This window comes from Mesorhizobium sp. M1307 (genome assembly GCF_040318155.1).
Lineage (GTDB): Bacteria > Pseudomonadota > Alphaproteobacteria > Rhizobiales > Rhizobiaceae > Mesorhizobium.
This window is the reverse complement of sequence record NZ_JAMYLR010000019.1, coordinates 34,842-54,140: the sequence shown is the minus strand read 5'-3', so window position 1 is coordinate 54,140 and position 19,299 is coordinate 34,842. Positions and strand designations below refer to the sequence as shown.

Sequence of the window (19,299 nt, the reverse complement as noted above, 5' to 3'; positions counted from 1 at the left end):
GATCTCAGCATGGCCACCGTCAAGGTCGACAAGAGCAATTTCCAGGCCGACGTGCTCAACGCCAAGGAGCCGGTCGTGGTCGATTTCTGGGCGGAATGGTGCGGCCCGTGCAAGATGATCGCCCCGGCGCTCGAGGACATCGCCATCGAACTCGGCAGCAAGATAAAGATCGCCAAGCTCAACATAGACGAGAATCCTGAGCTGGCCGCGCAGTTCGGCGTACGCTCGATCCCGACGCTGATGATTTTCAAGGGCGGTGAAGTCGCCGACATGAAGGTCGGTGCTGCGCCGAAAACGGCATTGTCGCACTGGATCAACGGCAGCCTCGCCTGATCCGATCAAAATTTTGCAGAAAAGCCCGGCCTCGCGCCGGGCCTTCTTTTGCTGGCGTCATTGGTGGGCCGCTCTGGCACTCGCGGCTTGCCGCCCGGTATTCTTCTCTTCTGAATTCAAAGGAGAAGCGATATGACCGGATCCGCCAAGGCCACCGTCTTCATCGACAATGAGCGCGTCATCGTCACCGAATACCGCTTCGCCCCGGGAGACAACACCGGCTGGCATCGCCATGGCCACGACTATGTGATCGTGCCGTTGACCGACGGCAAGGTGAAGCTCCTGACCAAGGATGGCGAATCCTTTGCCGAGATGAAGAAGGGCACGCCGTATTTCCGCAACGAGGGCGTCGAACATGACGTCATCAGCGCAAACGATGGCGAATTCGCCTTCATCGAGGTCGAGCTGAGGTAGTCCACCTACCATCGGCTGCGCCGCTACAATTGTCCCGGCGAGGCGCGATCACCAATCCGCGATACGATCGCCACCGACGAATTGTGCGCTTTTCTCAGTATATTCAAACAGTTCGATCTTCACGCCGTTGGGGTCGCGGATCCAAGCCTGGTAGGTGTCATCGCACGCGCGTTTCTTTGAAGTGACATCAACGCCCTTTGACCTCAGATGGGCGATCGCGGCGTCGATGTTTTCCACTTCGAGGCAGAAGTGGTTGATCTGGTTCAAGTCGCCATAGCTGGCGCCGTCTTTCTGGAACACCTCGACATGGCTACGGCTGCCGCAATTGAGGTAGAAGCCGAAAATCTTCCCGTCGCGCAGGAAATTGAACTGGGTGTCCATGCCGAGGACGTCCCGATAGAAGCTTCGCGTCATCTCCAGGTCATTCGCGAAAATGCAAACGTGAGCGAGCTGCTTTACCTTGATCATGATTGGCTCCTCGCGGTGGTCTGATAAATGTGGCGTCACCGTGGCCCGGCTGAAGCACGCCTCAAACCGGCGGCGTGCCGTTTTCGGCCAATACCGCGCCGGCCAGGTAAAGTGACCCGCCAATCAGGATGCGCGGCGGCGGTCCGTCCCATGTGTCGCGCAGCAGCATCAGCGCATTGGCGACGGAACTGACCGGTTCGGCCGACAGGCCGGCCTCAATGGCGCGGGTCGCCAGCTCGTCGTTCGGCACGCCCGCGTCGCTCAGGCTCACCGGCACGGTGTAGACATGCCGGACCAGCCCTTTGAAGGCGCGGAAATAGCCGCTCTGGTCCTTGGTGTTGATCATGCCCGAGATCAGGAACAGCGGACGTGGGTTCTTTTCCTCCTGCTCGGCCAGCGCCTCGGCGACGACCACGCCAGCGCCGGGATTGTGGCCGCCGTCGAGCCAGATGTCGGCGCCCTTCGGCGCCAGTTCGCTCAGCCGTCCTTGCGGCAGCTTTTGCATGCGGCCCGGCCAGGCAACATTCGCCATCGCCTTCTCGGCAGCGCGGTGGCTGATCTCGAAGCCCGCCGCCTTGACCGCCGCGATCGCCGCCGCCGCATTGGCGAATTGATGGCGCCCCGGCAGGCGCGGCGGCGGCAGGTCCATCAATCCGTCTTCGTCCTGATAGACCATGCGGCCGTTTTCCTCATAGGCAAGGAAATCCTGGCCATAGACGAAGGCGGGGCAGTCGAGCCGCTCGGCGGTTTCGATGAGCACCTGCTGCGCCGTCTCGCTTTCCTGCGCGCCGATGACGACCGGGCATCCGCGCTTGATGATGCCGGCCTTTTCGGCGGCGATCAGCTCGACGCGGTCGCCGAGATAGGCTTCGTGGTCGAGCGACACCGGCATGATCACCGACACGGCCGGCTCGGCGATGACATTGGTGGCGTCGAAGCGGCCGCCAAGGCCAACCTCGAGGATGACGGCATCGGCCGGATGTTCGGAAAACAGCAGGAAGGTGACGGCGGTGAGGATTTCGAAGACGGTGATCTTCTGGCCTTGATTGGCTTTGGCGACGCGGGCGATGGCTTCGACGAAGACCTTGTCGTCCACCAGCCTGCCGCCGGCATCTGCGGCCAGCCGGTAGCGCTCGTGCCAGTTCACCAGATGTGGCGAGGTGTGGACGTGGACGCGGTAGCCGGCGGCTTCGAGCAGCGCCCGTGAAAAAGCAGCACAGGAGCCCTTGCCGTTGGTGCCGGCGATGTGGATGACCGGCGGCAGCTGGTCCTGCGGATTGCCGAGCCGCTCGAGCAGCCGCGAAATGCGGTCGAGCGAAAGGTCGAAGCCCTTCGGGTGAAGCGCCATCAGGCTTTCGATTTCGCGGTCGGCGGCAAGCGTGGTCATGAAGGAATCCTACGCGCGCGCACAACGGCACACAACAGCCGCTCGCGCCGCGTGATGTCGCGTCAGGTTTGCGGCCGGGCTTCGGCCGGTATCGCCACCGGCGGCAGGATTTCCGGCTCCCGCGGGTTTTGCTCTTCCGGCAGCTTGAGCAGCATTCTCAGCAGCCGCGCAACCGTCTGGCGCATCTCCAGCCGCGACACCACCATGTCGACCATGCCGTGTTCCATCAGATATTCGGCGCGCTGGAAGCCGTCGGGCAGCTTTTCGCGGATGGTCTGCTCGATGACGCGCGGTCCGGCAAAGCCGATCAGGGCGCCGGGCTCGGCAATATGCACGTCGCCCAGCATGGCGTAGGAGGCGGTGACGCCGCCGGTTGTCGGGTTGGTCAGGACGACGATATAGGGGAGGCTGGCCTCCTTCAGCCTGTCAACGCCGATCGTGGTCCGTGGCAGCTGCATCAGCGACAGGATGCCTTCCTGCATTCGGGCGCCGCCGGAGGCCGCAAACAGGATCAGCGGCCGCTTGCGCTGCAAGGCGACCTCGAAACCATGCACGATGGCGTCGCCGGCCGCCATGCCGAGCGAGCCGCCCATGAAGGCAAAATCCTGCACCGTCACCACCACCGGCAGGCCTTCGACCGTACCCAGCGCATTGATGATGGCATCTTCCAGGCCGGTCTTGGCCTTGGCATCCTTCAGCCGGTCCACATAGCGCTTCTCGTCGCGGAACTTCAGTGGATCCTGCACCACCTTGGGGTTTTCCAGTGTCTCGTATTTGCCGTCGTCGAGGAAGAATTTCAGCCGTTCCTTGGCCGAGATCTTCATGTGGTGGCCGGAGGACGGGATGACGAACTGGTTCTGCTCCAGATCCTTGTGGAACACCATTTCGCCGGTCTCGGGATCCTTGATCCACAGGTTTTCCGGCATGTCGGTGCGGCGGCCGAGCATCGAATTGATCTTCGGACGGACGTAATTGGTGATCCAGTTCATCGCTTCGGCTCCTGTCCCTTAAGAAGACGTAGGAAGATTATTCGGCCGCAGCAAGGCGAGCCGCGCGAACCCCTTGCGAAAGCCCGCTGACCAGCGTGGCGACGGCCTCGGCCGGATCGGCGGTCTTTTCGCCCTTCGGCCCGAGCACGTTGGCGACGGCATTGACAATCGCGGTGCCGACAACGACGCCGTCGGCCGACGCGCCGATGGTGCGCGCCTGCTCTGCGGTCTTGACGCCGAAGCCGACGCAGACCGGCAGGTCGGTATGGCTCTTGATGCGCTTAACCGCTGCCGCCACCTTGCCGGTGTCGGCCAGCGCCGAACCGGTGATACCGGTCATCGACACATAATAGACGAAGCCGGAGGTGTTCTGCAGCACCTTGGGCAGGCGCTTGTCGTCGGTGGTCGGCGTCGCCAGCCGGATGAAATTGATGCCGGCCTTGAGTGCCGGGATACAAAGTTCCTCGTCCATCTCAGGCGGCAGGTCGACGACGATCAGCCCGTCTATACCGCTGGCCAGCGCATCGCTCAGGAAGCGCTCGACGCCGTAGATGTAGATCGGATTGTAATAGCCCATCAAGACGATCGGCGTTTCACTGTCGCCGGCGCGGAATTCCGAGGCCATCTTCAGCGTCTTGACCAAGGTCTGGCCGCCCTTCAGCGCCCGCAGGCCGGCCGCCTGGATCGCCGGGCCGTCGGCCATCGGATCGGAAAACGGCATGCCTAACTCGATGATGTCGCTGCCGGCGCCGGGCAGCGCCTTCATGATCGACAGGGACGTGTCGTAGTCCGGATCGCCGCCCATGAAATAGGTGACGAGTGCCGGTCGCCCCTCGGCCTTCAGCTTTGCCATGCGGCGGTCGATACGGGTGGCCATGATCAGATCTCCATGCCCAGCATATTGGCCACCGTATGCACGTCCTTGTCGCCGCGGCCCGACAGGTTGACGATGACGATCTGGTCCTTGTCCATATCAGGCACGATCTTCACCGCCTGTGCGATGGCATGGGCCGATTCCAGCGCCGGAATGATGCCCTCGACGCGTGTCGTCAGCTGGAACGCCTCCAGCGCCTCGTCGTCGAGGATCGGCACATAGTCGACGCGGCCGGAATCGCGCAGCCATGAGTGCTCCGGCCCAACGCCGGGATAGTCGAGGCCGGCCGAGATCGAGTGGCCGTCCATGATCTGGCCGTCGGCGTTCTGCAGGAGGTAGGTACGGTTGCCATGCAGCACGCCGGGCGCGCCGGCATTCATCGAGGCGCAATGTTCGATGCCGTCGAGGCCGCGGCCGCCGGCTTCGACGCCGATGATGCGAACCTGCCTGTCATCGAGGAAGGGATGGAACAGGCCGAGGGCGTTGGAACCGCCGCCGACACAAGCGATGATGGTGTCCGGCAGTCGGCCTTCCTGCTCGAGGATCTGGGCGCGCGCCTCCGTGCCGATAACCGACTGGAAGTCGCGCACCAACTCCGGATAGGGATGCGGGCCGGCGGCGGTGCCGATCAGGTAGTAGGTGTCCTCGACATTGGTCACCCAGTCGCGCAGGGCCTCGTTCATGGCGTCCTTCAGCGTGCCGTGGCCGGCCGTCACCGGCCGCACCTCGGCGCCCAGAAGCTTCATGCGAAAGACGTTGGGGCTTTGCCGGGCGACATCGGTCGCGCCCATATAGACAATACAGGGTAGGCCGAAGCGCGCCGCCACCGTAGCGGACGCGACGCCATGCTGGCCGGCGCCGGTCTCGGCGATGATCCGCGTCTTGCCCATGCGCTTGGCGAGCAGGATCTGGCCGAGGCAGTTGTTAATCTTGTGCGAGCCGGTGTGGTTCAGGTCCTCGCGCTTGAAATAGACCTTTGCGCCGCCGCCGAGGCCCTTCGCCGAGGACACCTCACGAAGATGCCTGGTCAGGCCTTCGGCGAAATAGAGCTTCGAAGGCCGCCCGGCGTAATGCGTCGAGAGATCGGTCAGCTCGGCCTTGAAATCCGGGTCGTTCTTGACCTCGTTCCAGTGCCGCTCCAGCTCAAGGATCAGCGGCATCAGCGTTTCGGCAACGAAACGACCGCCAAAAATGCCGAACATGCCCTGCTCGTCGGGGCCGGTGCGGAAGGAATTCGGTATCGCCGGCTTGTCCATCGCCGATCTCCTGGTCTGTGGTTTGAAGCGTGGTCAGGCGGCGCGGTTGTCGCGTGCTGCCCCGACGGCGCGGAAAAATTGTTCGATCAGCGCCGGTTCCTTGACGCCCGGCGCGCTCTCCACGCCCGAAGAAACATCTATTCCGGGCGGGTTCACGAGCCGAAGGGCGTCGCCGATATTGCCGGCATTGAGCCCACCGGAAAGCATGTAATCGACGCCGGCGTCAAGGCCGGCCAGAATGCGCCAGTCGAAGGCAAGACCGTTGCCGCCCGGCAGCTCCGAACCTTTGGGCGGCTTGGCGTCGAACAGGAAACGGTCGGCAATGCCGATGAAGGCTTTGACCCGCCCGAGATCGGCAGCCTCGCTGACCGGCAGCGCCTTGATCACCGGCAGGCCGTAGCGCGCCGTCAGATCGGCCACCCGGTCGGGTGTTTCGGCGCCGTGAAGCTGCAGCATGTCGGGCTGCATTTTTTCGACGATCTCGTCCAGGAACGCATCGCCGGCGTCGACCGTCACCGCAACCGCCTTGGCCTTGCCGCGCGCTGCTTCGCGCAGGCGGCCGGCTTCCGCCGGCTCGACGTAGCGCGGGCTTTTGGCAAAGAAAATGAAGCCGACATGGCTGGCGCCGCCGGCCAATGCCGCGGCCAGTGCCTTGTCGGTCTTCAACCCGCATATCTTGATGTCGAGCGCCATGGCGCGGGATTGGCACGAAACGGCCAAAGAGTCGAGAAAAAGCATCCCGTTTGCCGCCAGCGCGGAACGCGCTACCTTGCTAAGTAAGAGCGCAACGCGCTGCCTTGCTAATATAAGAGCGCAACGCTACTTGCTCAGGCACAGAGGCGGGAGAACAAAGATCATGCCGGAAAAGACCGTCGCGGAACTCAGGCAAAAGCTGGCGCAGGCCCATGAGGTCATCGCTCATTTGATGGACAAGGCAGCCTTCAATGGCGCCGAGGCGCACCGGGCGCTGGCTTATTTCAGCAACGATGGCTTCGAGAAGGATTTCTTGCCCTGGCCGCGCCATGTCGATGAGGGGTTGCGGCCGGAGGAGTTGAACGCGGCGAATGACGATTGAGCAATTAAGCCCTGATCAAAAGCGCACTCTGTCAATGGAGTGTTCCTCCTCTCAACGCGCGACTTAGGTTGTTCATGGCCTCCAACGGAAAGTCATGTTTGCGCCAGTTTTCCTTATAACCTTCGAGGCCATGTGTGTTTAAAACCTCACGCGCGGCACTGAGAACTGCTTCTGCGAACTCTCGCAACCCGCATGTGGCTTCAAGTTTCACCTCGCCGAAGTCGTCTGGCTCGTCAGACCAGATTTCTGAAAATTCCAGTATCTGCACTCTGACAAAAGCGCCTTCCGGCACCAGTACGAAGCGATACTCACCGGGTTCATCACAGAAGCGTGCGACCGAATACCTGGTGCCTTTCAGCGCGTTCAGCGTGGCGCCAAGCAGCTCGTTGAGGGCATCGCCCAGATAAGACGCCGACACGGTCGCCTGAAGGTCCCCAACCGTGACATCGCACATCGCCCAGCCCGCTCCAATCAGCCGGTATTCGATCCGCGCAGGCATCAATCACTCGAACGCGATCGCCTGCAGCGCGCCGCCATTGCGCTTGAGCCAATCCTTGCAGCGCTCGGTATCCGGGCAAAGCTGCTCGCATAGTTTCCAGAATTTCGGGCCGTGGTTCATCTCCTTGAGATGCGCCACCTCATGCGCGACGAGGTAGTTTATCACCGGCCGCGGCGCCATCATGATGCGCCAGGAAAACGACAGATTGCCATCCGACGTGCACGATCCCCAGCGGCTCGACGTATCCTTGAAGCGGATCGCCTTGGCGCGCTTGCCGACCGCCGCACTGTGTTTGGTCACCAGCGCTTCGATCTCGCGCTTGGCTTCGCGCTTCAGGAAATCGGCGATGCGGCGCGGCAGATGCACGCGTTCGCCATGCACGATCATCAGCGGCCCGCGATCGTCGCGCGACAGCGTGACGGTTCCGCGTTTCGACGGTTCATGGACGATGCGATGCGGCACGCCGCGCACCGGTACCTTGATGCCGGGCCGCACTTGCGGCCGGTTGGGTACCTTGGCCAGCCTTTGCTCCAGCCAGTCCTGATGGCGGTCGAGGAATTTTTCCACCTCGCCGCGGCGCAGCCCCGGCGGCACGGTGATGCGCAGACCACGGCCGCCGGAATCGATGCGCAGCGTCAGGCGCCGCGCCCGGTCGTTCTCGACGATCTTGAGCGGCAGCGTGCGGCCGGCAACGCAATGCTCGCGCTCCACGACGGGCGTGGGCTTGGGTTTCGTCGGGGTGCGGAAGAAGCCGAAGGACATTCCGGGACGATACGTGATTCGAGGGAAACGACTAGAACAAAAAAGAAACGGCGCCGCTAACGCGACGCCGTTGGATTATCTATCTGGGCACGGGACCTTACTCGTCGAGCAGGCCTGGCGTGGAGTTGCCGCCGCGTTTGTTGTTCGTCGTCGAGCCAGTTGACCCACCCGTCGTGGGCGACGTCGACTTGTTGCGGTTGGCCATGAAGCGATCGAACTCTTCCTGGTCCTTGGCGCGGCGCAATTCGCGGGCATATTCATCGAACTCGCTCAGCATCTCGTCGAGCTTGCGGCGTTCCTCGGCAAGCCGCTCGAGTTCCTTTTCGCGCCAGTCGTCGAAAGCGACGTTGCCGGTGCGTGCGGAGCCATGGCCCCAGCGCGCGGCCCTGTCGGAACCGCGGCGGCAACCGGCGAAGATGCCGTCGGTGGCGCGGTTGACGTCGCGCTTGAAGCCCTCGAGCCGGTCGCCCCAGATGATGTAGGCGAGCATGGCTAAGCCGAGCGGCCAGAACACCATGAACCCGATCACCATCAACGCGATGGTCGCCGGCGTCCAGGCCGGACGGATCAATGCAGATGTGTTCATTTCTCCCAATCCTTCAGTTGGAGACAGCCAATTCCGGCTGCGTGGAATCGAAATGGGATGAAGAAAACGGCGATTCAAGACAGCAGCCGCCAAAACCGGACAAGCGGCTGAAATGATTATCGCTTTTTGAGCTTTTCGAGGAAAAGAGCAGCCAGACCCCGTAAGGGGGCAATGTCGCCGACGGTTCTGCAGTGAAAATCCAGCGCCGATCGCGTCTGCTGGCTGAGTGCAATGGTTTGACGCTTCGAAGCCGTCCGTTCAAAAATCCAGAGGCGCATTGTCGACGACCTCTTTCATCACGAAGAAGGTTCTCGTCTGGCGAACGCCAGGCAGTGCGATCAATTGGTCCCCGTGGATTCGGTTGAAATCCGCCATGTCACCAACCCTGATCTTCAGAAAATAGTCGAAGTCGCCTGCCACCAGATGGCAGTCGAGGATGAATTTCAGCTTGGCGACGGCCTTTTCGAATTCCGCGAAACTCTCCGGGGTCGAACGGTCGAGTACGACGCCAACCATCACCAACGCGCCTCTGTCGACCTTCTGCGGGGTCACCATCGCCCTGACATGGCTGATGTAGCCTTCATCGAACAGGCGTTGCGTCCGGCGGTGGCACGTCGCCGGGCTAACAGCGACCGACTGCGCCAGCTCCGCATTGGTCAGTCGCCCATTGCCCTGGAGCAGGCGCAACATTTTCAGGTCGATCCGGTCGAGCGCTGCGCGCATGAAAGATTCTTCCGTTATTCGGATTAAGACTCGAATATATATGACATTTCAATGCCATGAAGCGATATTTTGGATATTCTGGGCTCGATCTTTGAGAGTACATTTCACGGCAGAGCTGATAGTGTTCATCGCACCACACCGCAATGAATGGAACAAGCGAGGGCACTCTCATGCTCGAGAAATTCGAACGTTATCCGCTCACATTCGGGCCGACCCATATCGAGAAACTGGAGCGGCTTGGTGGTCATCTCGGCGGGAAGGTCGATCTCTATGCCAAGCGGGAGGATTGCAATTCCGGCCTTGCCTTCGGTGGCAATAAACTGCGCAAGCTCGAATACATCGTCCCGGACGCGATCGCCTCAAACGCCGACACGCTGGTGTCGATCGGTGGCGTCCAATCCAACCATACGCGCATGGTGGCGGCCGTCGCGGCGAAGATCGGCATGAAATGCCGCCTCGTGCAGGAAAGCTGGGTGCCCCACGAGGACGCCGTCTACGATCGCGTCGGCAATATCCTTTTGAGCCGGATCATGGGCGCTGATGTCCAGATGGTCGATGAGGGTTTCGACATCGGGATTAGGGAAAGCTGGGAACAGGCAATCGCGGATGTGAAGGCCAAGGGTGGCAAACCCTATCCAATTCCGGCCGGGGCTTCGGTACACAAATATGGCGGCCTGGGCTATGTCGGCTTTGCCGAGGAGGTCCGCGCGCAGGAGAAGGAGCTCGGCTTCGCCTTCGACTACATCGTCGTTTGTACCGTCACCGGTTCGACTCACGCCGGCATGCTGGTCGGCTTCGCCAAGGACGGCCGCGAGCGCAAGGTGATCGGCATCGACGCATCCTGCACCCCGGCGCAGACCAAGGCGCAAGTGCTCAAGATCGCGCAGAGCACCGCGACGCTGGTCGAACTCGGCAAGGATCTCGATGAGAACGATGTCGTCCTGATCGAAGATTATGCCTATCCGGTCTACGGCGTCCCCTCGCAGGAGACGAAGGAAGCAATCCGTCTCTGCGCGCGTCTTGAAGGCATGATCACGGATCCGGTCTATGAGGGAAAATCCATGCAGGGCATGATCGATCTCGTGAGCAAGGGTTATTTTCCCAAGGGATCGAAAGTGCTCTACGCCCACCTTGGCGGCGCTCCGGCCATCAACGGATATGCTTATACGTTCCGCAACGGCTGAATCTATCCCGCCTGCCGCACCATCGCGTCCACCGCCCGCACCAGCATGTCGAGATCCTGCGGCCGCGACAGGCGGTGGTCGCCGTCCGGAATGAGCGACAGCGTGACGTCGTCGGCCGGCAGCAGGCTGACCAGCTTCAGCGCATGGCTCGACGGCACGTCGGGATCGGCCAGCCCTTGCAGGATGTGGACCGGACAGTGCGTGTCGATCGGCCCGGTCATCACCCGGTTGTTGCGGCCGTCCTCGATCAGTGCGCGCGTGTAGATGTACGGTTCGGCGGAATAGTCCGACGGCTCCTCGAAAAAGCCCTTTTTCCTGAGGTTGCGCTTCTGCGCCCCGGTCAGCACCGGCTCCACCAGTTCGAATGTGAAATCGGGCGCCGGGGCCAGCAGCACAAGGCCGGCGACGCTGTTCTCGCCCGCCTTGCGCAATTCCTGCACCATGCGCAGCGCGATCCACGCGCCCATCGACGAGCCGACCAGGATTTGCCTGCCCTGGGTGAAACGGCGGTAAACGGCCAGGCTCTCGCCCAGCCATTTCGAGATGGTGCCGTCGGCAAAGGCGCCACCCGATTCGCCGTGGCCGGAATAATCGTGGCGGAGAAAGGCGCGGCCTTCTTTGCGCGTCCATTCCGACAATGTTTCGGCCTTGGTGCCCAGCATGTCCGATTTGTAGCCGCCAAGCCAGACGATACCGGGCTCGGCACCTGCCGCATGCCTGACGGCGATGCTCGTCCCGTCGACGTCCAGGAAGATCGGGGTGGTGCTCATGGTGTATTCCCTCACGCCGGTCTTTTGGCACAGCAAGGCATTCAACGAAAAGTGCTCCGCCACTTTCTTCGCTTGGTGCAGAGGAGCATTCCATCGGGCAGGTGATTTCCTGAGAATGCTGTGCTATTGACTCCGACCGCGCGCTCACCACATTGCGCGTTCGCAATTCTGAACTGAAGAACCCCTTAACGAAACGGCTCAAGGAGACCACGACCATTCGCAGACCTTTCAAAGCAGCGGCGCCCACCAAGGAAGGCCCGCGCTCCAACCGTGACATCCGGGTTCCCCGGGTCCAGCTAATCGACGCCGAAGGCCAGAACCGCGGCGATGTCTCCATCAACGACGCATTGCTGCTCGCCGAAGAGGCGGGGCTCGATCTGGTCGAGATATCGCCCAATGCAGTGCCGCCCGTCGTAAAAATCCTCGATCTCGGCAAGCTGAAATACGCCAACCAGAAGAAGGCGGCCGAGGCGCGCAAGAACCAGAAGGTCATCGAGATCAAGGAGATCAAGATGCGCCCGAACATCGACAGCCACGACTATGAGACCAAGATGAAGGCCGTCCGGCGCTTTTTCGAGGAAGGCGACAAGGTCAAGCTGACATTGCGCTTCCGCGGTCGCGAGATGGCGCATATGGAACTCGGCATGCAGCTTCTGAACAAGGTTCGCGAGGAAGTGGCGCCCATCGCCAAGGTCGAAGCCGAACCGAAGCTCGAAGGCCGCCAGATGATGATGGTGCTGGCGCCCCGCTAAAGCGCGTTGCGCTTTAGTTCTGTTTTGTGCATGTCGTTGTCGCAAAACCGCTGCGCACTTTTGGGCGACGTGCATAAAATCCGCCTGAATCATGTTGCAAGGCGTCCCGGCGATCGGCGGGGCGCCTGTTTTCTTGACCAGACGCTGCGATCGCCGGCGAGAGCAACGACGCTCTGGTTCCCTCGACGATCGGATTCCCGACATGGTCAATGACGTCAAGCATTCGGAAGCCAAATATGGGCTGGGCAGCTACCAGCACACGCGCAGGATGGTGCTTGCCGTCGTCGTCGTCGTCCTGTTCGCGATGCTTTTGTTCGGGCAGTCGGTTTTTCCGCCCGATACGCCTGTGCATGAAACAATCGAAATGGTTGGCGTCGTGCTGATCTTTCTCGGCATTGTCGGACGCTTGTGGTCGACGCTCTATATCGGCGGTCGCAAATCCTCCGAAGTGGTGACCGGCGGACCGTATTCGATTACGCGCAACCCACTCTATGTCTTCTCTACTTTAGCTGCCGCCGGTGTCGGCGCACAGATCGGCTCCATCACCGCCACGATCGGCTTTGGAGCGCTCTGCGCGGGTGCCTTTTACATCGTTATCCTGCGCGAGGAGAAATTCCTCAAGCAGGCTCTCGGCGCGCCATACCAGGCCTACCTGGCGAAAGTGCCGCGCTTCTTCCCGAAACTGTCGCTGTATCAGGAAGGCGACACCGGCAGCTTCAAGCCGCGCCTGCTGCGAACCACGCTGCTGGACGGGCTGGTGTTCCTCGTTGCCTTGCCGGCTTTCGAACTGATCGACGGCGCCCAGCAGTCCGGCATATTGCCGGTGCTGTTCCGTTTCCCCTGAGTACAGTGTTGCTGAGTACAGTGTTGCTGAGCACGGGGTGTTGCACGCGCTCCCGCTTTGACGTATAGGACCGCCGTTCCCAAAAAACCGCCCGGCAGGGCATGCCGTGGCGGTTTCATTTGCTTTTCGGGCTTTGGTCGGCCTGAAGCAAACAAAAAGCGCATTGGTGCGCATATAAACGGAGTAGCAAAATGCCCAAGATGAAGACCAAATCGGCCGCCAAGAAGCGGTTCAAGATCACAGGTACGGGTAAAGTTCTGTCGGCTGCGGCCGGCAAGCGTCACGGCATGATCAAGCGTTCCAACAAGTTCATTCGAAATGCCCGCGGCACGATGGTTCTGGCTGAACCGGATGGCAAGAAGGTCATCAAGAATTTTCTGCCGAACGGCCTCTAGGGCATGATGCCAAAAAGTTGCAGACTTTTTGGAAACATCATGCGCCAAAATAAGAGCATTCGGTCTGGACACGCATTTGTTTTACGCAATTCCGAACGGAAAACCGCCAGGCACTTTTCCTGGAATTGCTTTTAAGGAGATCATGACATGGCACGCGTAAAGAGAGGCGTCACCTCGCACGCCAAGCACAAGAAGGTCCTGAAAGCCGCCAAGGGTTTTTACGGCCGCCGCAAGAACACCATTCGCATCGCCAAGCAGGCGGTGGAAAAGTCGCTGCAGTACGCCTATCGCGACCGCAAGAATCGCAAGCGTTCGTTCCGCGCGCTGTGGATCCAGCGCATCAATGCGGCGACGCATGAGCATGGCCTGACCTATGGCCGTTTCATCGACGGTCTCAACAAGGCCGGGATCGAGATCGATCGCAAGATCCTGTCGGACATGGCCATCCACGAGCCGCAGGCCTTCGCCGCACTCGTGGCCAAGGCCAAGGTCGCGCTCGAATACCTGAAGAATACCACGCCGAATGCTTTTGAAAGCGCTGTCGCTTAAGACCAGCGCTTCCCAAGCTATTCGACACTTGATTTGGGAAACCCGCGCTGGCAGGGCTGGCGCGGGTTTTTCTTTGCTTCCAATCGGATATGGAACATGAGTGACATGGAAACTCTCGAAAATTCCCTGATGGCCGAGATCGCCTCGGCCGCCGACGAGCAGGCGATCGAGGCGGTGCGTGTCTCGGCCCTCGGCAAGAAGGGCTCGGTTTCCGAGATGCTGAAGACGCTCGGCTCGATGAGCGCCGAGGAGCGACAGGTCAAGGGCCCGGCAATCAACGGGCTCAAGAACCGCGTCACCGAGGCACTTTCGGCGCGCCGCGCCGAGCTGAAAGATGTGGCGATCACGGCACGGCTTGCCGCCGAGAAGGTCGACGTCAGCTTGCCGGTCAGGCAATCGCCGGCCGAACGCGGCCGCATCCATCCGATCAGCCAGGTCATCGACGAGATCGCGGCGATTTTCGGCGATCTCGGCTTTGCCATCGCCGAAGGTCCGGACATCGAGACCGACTATTACAATTTCACCTCGCTGAACTTCCCGGAAGGCCACCCGGCGCGCGAGATGCACGACACGTTCTTCTTCCAGCCGGACGAGCAGGGGGAGCGCAAGCTTTTGCGCACCCACACCTCGCCGGTGCAGATCCGCACCATGGAGATGCAGAAGCCGCCGATCCGCATCGTCATTCCCGGCAAGACCTACCGGCAGGATTCCGATGCCACCCACTCGCCGATGTTCCATCAGGTCGAGGGGCTGGTGATCGACAAGTCGGCCAACGTCGCCAACATGAAATGGGTGCTGGAGGAGTTCTGCAAGGCCTTCTTCGAGGTGCCGAGCGTCAAGATGCGCTTCCGGCCGTCCTTCTTCCCGTTTACCGAGCCCAGCCTCGAGGTCGACATCCAGTGCGACCGTTCGCGGCCCGGCGAAGTGCGCTTCGGCGAAGGCTCGGACTGGATGGAGATTCTCGGCTGCGGCATGGTGCACCCCAATGTGCTCCGTTACGGTGGCCTCGATCCTGACGAATACCAGGGCTTCGCCTGGGGCATGGGCATCGACCGCATCGCCATGCTGAAATACGGCATGCCGGATCTGCGCGCCTTCTTCGACGCCGATGTGCGCTGGCTGTCGCATTACGGTTTTAGGCCGCTTGACATGCCGACGCTGTTCGGGGGCTTGAGCGCGTGACGACCGGGCCGCAGCAAATCCGCGGGCAGCTCGCCTTCCTGCACATGTCCGACGCGCGGCCGCATAGCTTCAAGTGCAGCGTGCCCAGACCAGACGGAACACAGTCATGAAACTCACCCTCTCCTGGCTCAAGGATCATCTCGAGACCGACGCCTCGCTGGCGGAAATTGTCGAGCGTCTCACCTCGATCGGCCTCGAGGTCGAGCATGTCGACGACCGGGCGAGCCTGGCCCCCTTCGTCATCGCCAAGGTGCTGACGGCGGTCCAGCATCCCGACGCCGACCGGCTTCGCGTGCTGACCGTCGACACCGGCGACGGCAAGCCGCCGGTGCAGGTCGTGTGTGGAGCGCCGAACGCCCGCGCGGGCCTGGTCGGCGCCTTTGCAGCACCGGGCACCTATATTCCCGGCATCGACGTGACGCTGACCGTCGGCAAGATCCGCGGCGTTGAAAGCCACGGCATGATGTGCTCCGAGCGCGAGCTCCAATTGTCCGAGGAGCATGACGGCATCATCGACCTTCCTGCCGATGCGCCGGTCGGTACCAGCTTCGCCGCCTATGCCCATCTCGACGACCCGCTGATCGAGATCAATCTGACGCCGAACCGGCCGGATGCGACCAGTGTCCATGGCATCGCCCGCGATCTGGCGGCGAGCGGGCTCGGCACGCTGAAGAGCGCGCCGATAGAGCCGATCCCCGGCAAGGGCGAGACGCCGGTCAAGGTGACGATCGAAGCGCCGGAGCTCTGTCCCGGCTTTGCGCTGCGCCTGGTGCGCGGCGTCAAGAACGGACCGTCGCCGAAATGGCTGCAGCAAAGGCTTCTCGCCATCGGCTTGAGGCCGATCAGCGCGCTCGTCGATATCACCAATTACGTCACCTTCGACCGCGGCCGGCCGCTGCATGTCTTCGACGCTGCGAAGGTCACCGGCAATCTCGCCGTGCGCCGGGCGCGTGATGGCGAAAAGGTGCTGTCGCTCGACGGCCGCGAATACACGCTGACGCCGGAGATGTGCGTCATCGCCGACCAGGACGGCATCGAATCGATTGCCGGCATCATGGGCGGCGAGCATTCCGGCTGCGACGAGAACACCACCGACGTGCTGATCGAGTCGGCGCTTTGGGACCCGATCACCACCGCCCGCACCGGCCGCACACTCGGCATCATCACCGACGCGCGCTATCGGTTTGAGCGCGGCGTCGACCCGGAAATGATGGTTCCCGGCTTGGAGCTGGCAACGAAGCTGGTGCTCGATTTCTGCGGCGGTACGCCGGCGCAAACCGAAGTCGTCGGCTATGCCGGCCATCAGCCGAAGATCGTCTCGTTCCCATTGTCGGAAGTGAAGCGGCTGACCGGCATCGAAGTGCCGCGCTCGACAAGCCTCGACATTCTTGCCCGCCTCGGCTTCAGGCCGGAGGGCACGGGCGATGTCGTCAATGTGGCGGTCCCGTCCTGGCGGCCGGATGTCGACGGCAAGGCCGACCTGGTCGAGGAGGTCATGCGCATCCACGGCGTCGACAACATCGCGCCGCAGCCGCTCGGTTCGCACGATGCGGTCAACGCCAGGATCCTCACTGTGCTGCAGATCCGCACCCGCGCCGCCAAGCGGGCACTTGCCGTGCGCGGCATGATGGAGGCCGTCACCTGGTCGTTCATTCCGGCAAAACACGCCGAATTGTTCGGCGGCGGCCAGCAGGCGCTGAAGCTTGCCAACCCGATCGCCGCCGATATGTCGGACATGCGGCCGTCGCTGCTGCCGGGGCTGATTGCGGCAGCACAGCGCAATGCCGACAAGGGCATCGGCGATGTCGCGCTGTTCGAAGTGTCGGGCACTTATGAGGGCGATGGTGCCGACCAGCAGCGGCGCGTTGCCGCCGGCGTGCGGCGCGGCACCGCCAGGCTCGAGGGCTCCGGCCGCCATTGGGCCGGCAATGCCGGCGCCGTCGGCGTCTTCGATGCCAAGGCCGATGCGATCGCAGCACTCGAAGCCTGCGGCGCGCCGGTCGAGCGGCTGCAGATCGAGGCTGGCGGCCCGGCCTGGTATCATCCCGGCCGCTCCGGCACGATCAAGCTTGGGCCGAAGGTAATCCTTGGCACGTTTGGCGAGTTCCACCCGAAGACGCTGGAGGGGCTTGACGTCTCCGGCCCGCTTTGCGGCTTCGAAGTGTTCATCGATACCGTGCCCGAGCCGAAGGCCAAGCCGACGCGAACAAAGCTGAGGCTTGATCTGTCCGCCTTCCAGGCGGTCAAGCGCGATTTCGCCTTCGTCGTCGACAAGGCGGTCGAAGCCGGCACACTCGTTCGCGCCGCCCTTGCCGCCGACCGGAAGCTGATTTCCGGCGTCTCGGTGTTCGATGTTTTCGAGGGTGCAGCGCTCGGCGCGGCGAAAAAATCGATCGCCATTGAAGTGTCGATCCAGCCGGTCGAAAAGACGCTGACCGATGAGGATTTCGAGGCGCTGGCCAAGCGCATCGTCGATAATGTCGGCAAGCAGACCGGCGGCGTGCTGCGGACGTAAGGGGATGCTCTGATGGACCACAAGCTCTCCATCAACTGGCTGGCAACGCATATCGGGACTGTCGATGGGTTCCTGGACGACCAGGAATGCGCCGATCTGATCGCCGACAGCGAACGGCGTGGTTTTGAGGCAGCCAAGGTAAACAGCGCCGGCGGCGCGAGCGTGATGACGGAACTCCGCAACAACGACCGTGTCGTTTTTGATGACGAGGATCTTGCCGACCTGCTTTTTGCGCGGGCGCGCCCGATGCTCTATCGCGGCCTCGGCGACTGGCGGCTGACTGGGCTGAATGAGCGTTTCCGCTTCTATCGCTACGGGCCGGGCCAGAAGTTCGATTGGCACAATGACGGCTATTTCGAGCGCAATGCCTCGGAGCGCAGCCAGTTTACCTTCATGATCTATCTGTCGGATGGATTTGAAGGGGGCGGAACCTCGTTTCGCGGCGAGATGCCGGGTTATGCCGGCACCAGCCTGGTGGTGAAACCCAGGAAAGGCATGGCGCTGGCCTTCTATCATCCGATCGAACACCGCGGCGACGAGGTGCTGTCGGGGCGCAAGTACATCATCCGAACGGACGTGATGTACAAGCGCCAATGAAACGCTGTCCGTTCTGCCGCTGAGCTAAATGCACCTGACCCCGCTGGAAGTGTTTTTCGTCAAGGAGTTCTGCCGTTCCGCCGGCGTTTCTCCTGACATGATGCGTGCGCTGAAAGTCAAAGACCGCAGCCGCGATCCTGTAGGGTTCATGACCACAATCGTTGCCTCATCGGTTCCCCCGGAATTGCGCTTTGAGAGTCGAGTGTTCAGTTCGCTTCGGGTAGCGTGCGTTGGACCTGACCAGCTTCTTTGCGGCATGGTGCTGTTCTTCGATGAGATTGAAGGAAAGCTAGATGCGATCGAAGGCTTTGTGTATGGCGAAGAATGGCCGTCAATCGAGGAGCCAGTCTTCTGGTCCGAGACCGACCGAACAATGAGCCTTGGGCGGGAGGGAAACTAGCCTGCAGAAATGGGCGTCACGACGCCCTTTCCGATAATTGCACAACGGATGGCGCGCTGAGGATCTAGAGGGGTTGCCGGCAGATGGCGAATCGCCGTCCAAGGGACGATGGACCATTTGCGCTATTCAGGGCTGCCCTTCGAGGAACAGCGTGCAGTCTTTCTCGATATCGTCTCAGCCGATCCGCTGGTCGGTGAGACGCTGTCGCGGGTACGGGTGCTAGGCCTGCCGGACTGGCTGGTCGTCTCAGGCGCGCTTTACAACAGCGTCTGGAATCATCTGACCGGAAAGCCCTTGGGGTACGGCATCCGGGATGTCGACCTGTTCTATTTCGATGAGAGCGATCTGTCCTATGAAGCCGAGGACACGGTCATCCGCCGGGCGGCGAAGCAGTTCGAAGGACTGACGCTGCCGGTCGAAGTGCGCAACCAGGCGCGGGTGCATCTGTGGTTTGAGGCGCGCTTTGGCGGTTCCTATCCCAGACTGTCGTCGTCCGCCGAGGCGCTGTCCTATTTCGCTTCGAAAACCCATGCGGTCGGCGTTAGATTCGGCACCGATGGGCAACTCGCGCTCGTGGCGCCGTTCGGGCTCGACGACATCTTCTCGTTTCGCGTTACCCCGAACCGTGCACTGGATAATCGGCAGACGCACGAGATGAAGGGCGCGCGTGCCAGGGAGAACTGGCCGGAGATCAGTGTCGTGCCTTGGTAGGAAATGTCGGCGCGAGGCACCCCCTCTGCCCTGC

The 19,299-nt window shown here is 61.8% G+C and carries 24 protein-coding genes; 13 read left to right on the top strand and 11 right to left on the bottom strand.

The genetic code is table 11. The features are described 5' to 3' along the window. The first annotated feature begins 9 nt into the window (after positions 1-9). A complete protein-coding gene (trxA, locus tag NKH16_RS20685) occupies positions 10-333 on the top strand; it encodes a thioredoxin (protein WP_023677558.1) in 324 nt (107 codons plus the stop codon). A 132-nt stretch (positions 334-465) separates the two neighbouring features. After that, positions 466-747, top strand: a complete 282-nt coding sequence (locus tag NKH16_RS20680) for a cupin domain-containing protein (protein WP_352454802.1) — start codon at positions 466-468, stop codon at positions 745-747. Between the two features lie 48 nt (positions 748-795). Here NKH16_RS20680 and NKH16_RS20675 read toward each other — a convergent pair whose 3' ends face one another. The 6 genes from NKH16_RS20675 to NKH16_RS20650 form a co-directional block, all read right to left on the bottom strand. Continuing rightward, positions 796-1,215, bottom strand: coding sequence for a VOC family protein (locus tag NKH16_RS20675; RefSeq protein WP_352454801.1), 420 nt, complete (start codon positions 1,213-1,215; stop codon positions 796-798). 61 nt (positions 1,216-1,276) lie between these two features. Further along, positions 1,277-2,602, bottom strand: a complete 1,326-nt coding sequence (locus NKH16_RS20670) for a bifunctional folylpolyglutamate synthase/dihydrofolate synthase (RefSeq protein WP_352901545.1) — start codon at positions 2,600-2,602, stop codon at positions 1,277-1,279. 62 nt (positions 2,603-2,664) lie between these two features. Continuing rightward, on the bottom strand, positions 2,665-3,591 hold the full coding sequence (gene accD, locus NKH16_RS20665) for an acetyl-CoA carboxylase, carboxyltransferase subunit beta (RefSeq protein ID WP_352901542.1): 927 nt from the start codon (positions 3,589-3,591) through the stop codon (positions 2,665-2,667). A gap of 37 nt (positions 3,592-3,628) precedes the next feature. Beyond that, positions 3,629-4,468, bottom strand: a complete 840-nt coding sequence (trpA, locus tag NKH16_RS20660; protein WP_023677563.1) for a tryptophan synthase subunit alpha — start codon at positions 4,466-4,468, stop codon at positions 3,629-3,631. Positions 4,469-4,470: 2 nt separating this feature from the next. Then, positions 4,471-5,721, bottom strand: a complete 1,251-nt coding sequence (trpB, locus tag NKH16_RS20655) for a tryptophan synthase subunit beta (protein WP_352901539.1) — start codon at positions 5,719-5,721, stop codon at positions 4,471-4,473. Between the two features lie 33 nt (positions 5,722-5,754). Beyond that, positions 5,755-6,414 (bottom strand): phosphoribosylanthranilate isomerase, encoded by a 660-nt coding sequence (locus tag NKH16_RS20650; protein ID WP_352901587.1) that lies wholly within the window; start codon positions 6,412-6,414, stop codon positions 5,755-5,757. Between the two features lie 163 nt (positions 6,415-6,577). Between NKH16_RS20650 and NKH16_RS20645 the strand changes: the two genes are divergently transcribed. Continuing rightward, on the top strand, positions 6,578-6,796 hold the full coding sequence (locus NKH16_RS20645) for a hypothetical protein (protein WP_023718294.1): 219 nt from the start codon (positions 6,578-6,580) through the stop codon (positions 6,794-6,796). A 31-nt stretch (positions 6,797-6,827) separates the two neighbouring features. Here NKH16_RS20645 and NKH16_RS20640 read toward each other — a convergent pair whose 3' ends face one another. The 4 genes from NKH16_RS20640 to NKH16_RS20625 all read right to left on the bottom strand — a co-directional run bounded on the left by NKH16_RS20640 (position 6,828) and on the right by NKH16_RS20625 (position 9,366). Then, entirely contained in the window at positions 6,828-7,295 is a 468-nt protein-coding gene (locus tag NKH16_RS20640; protein ID WP_352743906.1) for a hypothetical protein, read from the bottom strand. A gap of 3 nt (positions 7,296-7,298) precedes the next feature. Then, complete coding sequence (locus NKH16_RS20635) at positions 7,299-8,057, bottom strand: M48 family metallopeptidase (RefSeq protein ID WP_352454795.1); 759 nt, start codon at positions 8,055-8,057, stop codon at positions 7,299-7,301. A 97-nt stretch (positions 8,058-8,154) separates the two neighbouring features. Further along, positions 8,155-8,643, bottom strand: coding sequence for a DUF2852 domain-containing protein (locus NKH16_RS20630; RefSeq protein WP_352451639.1), 489 nt, complete (start codon positions 8,641-8,643; stop codon positions 8,155-8,157). A 258-nt stretch (positions 8,644-8,901) separates the two neighbouring features. Next, positions 8,902-9,366 carry an Lrp/AsnC ligand binding domain-containing protein gene (locus NKH16_RS20625; RefSeq protein ID WP_352454794.1) on the bottom strand — a complete coding sequence of 155 codons (465 nt, stop codon included), beginning with the start codon at positions 9,364-9,366 and terminating at the stop codon, positions 8,902-8,904. 170 nt (positions 9,367-9,536) lie between these two features. Here NKH16_RS20625 and NKH16_RS20620 point away from each other — a divergent pair, with 170 nt between their 5' ends. Next, on the top strand, positions 9,537-10,550 hold the full coding sequence (locus NKH16_RS20620; protein ID WP_352454793.1) for a 1-aminocyclopropane-1-carboxylate deaminase: 1,014 nt from the start codon (positions 9,537-9,539) through the stop codon (positions 10,548-10,550). A 2-nt stretch (positions 10,551-10,552) separates the two neighbouring features. On the opposite strand, the gene NKH16_RS20615 is transcribed toward NKH16_RS20620, so the two are convergent. Continuing rightward, positions 10,553-11,320 (bottom strand): alpha/beta hydrolase, encoded by a 768-nt coding sequence (locus NKH16_RS20615; protein WP_352454792.1) that lies wholly within the window; start codon positions 11,318-11,320, stop codon positions 10,553-10,555. Between the two features lie 215 nt (positions 11,321-11,535). Between NKH16_RS20615 and infC the strand changes: the two genes are divergently transcribed. The 9 genes from infC to NKH16_RS20570 all read left to right on the top strand — a co-directional run bounded on the left by infC (position 11,536) and on the right by NKH16_RS20570 (position 19,265). Beyond that, a complete protein-coding gene (infC, locus tag NKH16_RS20610) occupies positions 11,536-12,072 on the top strand; it encodes a translation initiation factor IF-3 (protein ID WP_023677573.1) in 537 nt (178 codons plus the stop codon). Positions 12,073-12,274: 202 nt separating this feature from the next. Beyond that, a complete protein-coding gene (locus NKH16_RS20605; protein ID WP_023677574.1) occupies positions 12,275-12,916 on the top strand; it encodes a methyltransferase family protein in 642 nt (213 codons plus the stop codon). Between the two features lie 191 nt (positions 12,917-13,107). Further along, positions 13,108-13,311 (top strand): 50S ribosomal protein L35, encoded by a 204-nt coding sequence (rpmI, locus tag NKH16_RS20600; RefSeq protein WP_006201248.1) that lies wholly within the window; start codon positions 13,108-13,110, stop codon positions 13,309-13,311. A 147-nt stretch (positions 13,312-13,458) separates the two neighbouring features. Beyond that, the gene (rplT, locus tag NKH16_RS20595; RefSeq protein ID WP_006201247.1) at positions 13,459-13,860 is read left to right on the top strand and encodes a 50S ribosomal protein L20; all 402 of its coding nucleotides are present in this window, start codon (positions 13,459-13,461) and stop codon (positions 13,858-13,860) included. Positions 13,861-13,956: 96 nt separating this feature from the next. Further along, positions 13,957-15,042, top strand: coding sequence for a phenylalanine--tRNA ligase subunit alpha (gene pheS, locus NKH16_RS20590; RefSeq protein ID WP_352451635.1), 1,086 nt, complete (start codon positions 13,957-13,959; stop codon positions 15,040-15,042). A 106-nt stretch (positions 15,043-15,148) separates the two neighbouring features. Beyond that, on the top strand, positions 15,149-17,557 hold the full coding sequence (gene pheT, locus NKH16_RS20585) for a phenylalanine--tRNA ligase subunit beta (protein ID WP_352901532.1): 2,409 nt from the start codon (positions 15,149-15,151) through the stop codon (positions 17,555-17,557). Positions 17,558-17,569: 12 nt separating this feature from the next. Then, on the top strand, positions 17,570-18,154 hold the full coding sequence (locus NKH16_RS20580) for a prolyl hydroxylase family protein (protein WP_352744372.1): 585 nt from the start codon (positions 17,570-17,572) through the stop codon (positions 18,152-18,154). Positions 18,155-18,182: 28 nt separating this feature from the next. Beyond that, entirely contained in the window at positions 18,183-18,554 is a 372-nt protein-coding gene (locus NKH16_RS20575; RefSeq protein ID WP_352590815.1) for a hypothetical protein, read from the top strand. A 108-nt stretch (positions 18,555-18,662) separates the two neighbouring features. Further along, the gene (locus tag NKH16_RS20570) at positions 18,663-19,265 is read left to right on the top strand and encodes a nucleotidyltransferase family protein (protein WP_352451631.1); all 603 of its coding nucleotides are present in this window, start codon (positions 18,663-18,665) and stop codon (positions 19,263-19,265) included. Positions 19,266-19,299 lie beyond the last annotated feature (34 nt).

Bases quoted from the DNA above. Each gene is read 5' to 3' on its own strand.
- trxA (WP_023677558.1), top strand. From the start codon at position 10: ATGGCCACCGTCAAGGTCGACAAGAGCAATTTCCAGGCCGACGTGCTC.
- NKH16_RS20680 (WP_352454802.1), top strand. From the start codon at position 466: ATGACCGGATCCGCCAAGGCCACCGTCTTCATCGACAATGAGCGCGTC.
- NKH16_RS20675 (WP_352454801.1), bottom strand. From the start codon at position 1,215: ATGATCAAGGTAAAGCAGCTCGCTCACGTTTGCATTTTCGCGAATGAC.
- NKH16_RS20670 (WP_352901545.1), bottom strand. From the start codon at position 2,602: ATGACCACGCTTGCCGCCGACCGCGAAATCGAAAGCCTGATGGCGCTT.
- accD (WP_352901542.1), bottom strand. From the start codon at position 3,591: ATGAACTGGATCACCAATTACGTCCGTCCGAAGATCAATTCGATGCTC.
- trpA (WP_023677563.1), bottom strand. From the start codon at position 4,468: ATGGCCACCCGTATCGACCGCCGCATGGCAAAGCTGAAGGCCGAGGGG.
- trpB (WP_352901539.1), bottom strand. From the start codon at position 5,721: ATGGACAAGCCGGCGATACCGAATTCCTTCCGCACCGGCCCCGACGAG.
- NKH16_RS20650 (WP_352901587.1), bottom strand. From the start codon at position 6,414: ATGGCGCTCGACATCAAGATATGCGGGTTGAAGACCGACAAGGCACTG.
- NKH16_RS20645 (WP_023718294.1), top strand. From the start codon at position 6,578: ATGCCGGAAAAGACCGTCGCGGAACTCAGGCAAAAGCTGGCGCAGGCC.
- NKH16_RS20640 (WP_352743906.1), bottom strand. From the start codon at position 7,295: ATGCCTGCGCGGATCGAATACCGGCTGATTGGAGCGGGCTGGGCGATG.
- NKH16_RS20635 (WP_352454795.1), bottom strand. From the start codon at position 8,057: ATGTCCTTCGGCTTCTTCCGCACCCCGACGAAACCCAAGCCCACGCCC.
- NKH16_RS20630 (WP_352451639.1), bottom strand. From the start codon at position 8,643: ATGAACACATCTGCATTGATCCGTCCGGCCTGGACGCCGGCGACCATC.
- NKH16_RS20625 (WP_352454794.1), bottom strand. From the start codon at position 9,366: ATGCGCGCAGCGCTCGACCGGATCGACCTGAAAATGTTGCGCCTGCTC.
- NKH16_RS20620 (WP_352454793.1), top strand. From the start codon at position 9,537: ATGCTCGAGAAATTCGAACGTTATCCGCTCACATTCGGGCCGACCCAT.
- NKH16_RS20615 (WP_352454792.1), bottom strand. From the start codon at position 11,320: ATGAGCACCACCCCGATCTTCCTGGACGTCGACGGGACGAGCATCGCC.
- NKH16_RS20605 (WP_023677574.1), top strand. From the start codon at position 12,275: ATGGTCAATGACGTCAAGCATTCGGAAGCCAAATATGGGCTGGGCAGC.
- rpmI (WP_006201248.1), top strand. From the start codon at position 13,108: ATGCCCAAGATGAAGACCAAATCGGCCGCCAAGAAGCGGTTCAAGATC.
- rplT (WP_006201247.1), top strand. From the start codon at position 13,459: ATGGCACGCGTAAAGAGAGGCGTCACCTCGCACGCCAAGCACAAGAAG.
- pheS (WP_352451635.1), top strand. From the start codon at position 13,957: ATGAGTGACATGGAAACTCTCGAAAATTCCCTGATGGCCGAGATCGCC.
- pheT (WP_352901532.1), top strand. From the start codon at position 15,149: ATGAAACTCACCCTCTCCTGGCTCAAGGATCATCTCGAGACCGACGCC.
- NKH16_RS20580 (WP_352744372.1), top strand. From the start codon at position 17,570: ATGGACCACAAGCTCTCCATCAACTGGCTGGCAACGCATATCGGGACT.
- NKH16_RS20575 (WP_352590815.1), top strand. From the start codon at position 18,183: ATGCACCTGACCCCGCTGGAAGTGTTTTTCGTCAAGGAGTTCTGCCGT.
- NKH16_RS20570 (WP_352451631.1), top strand. From the start codon at position 18,663: ATGGACCATTTGCGCTATTCAGGGCTGCCCTTCGAGGAACAGCGTGCA.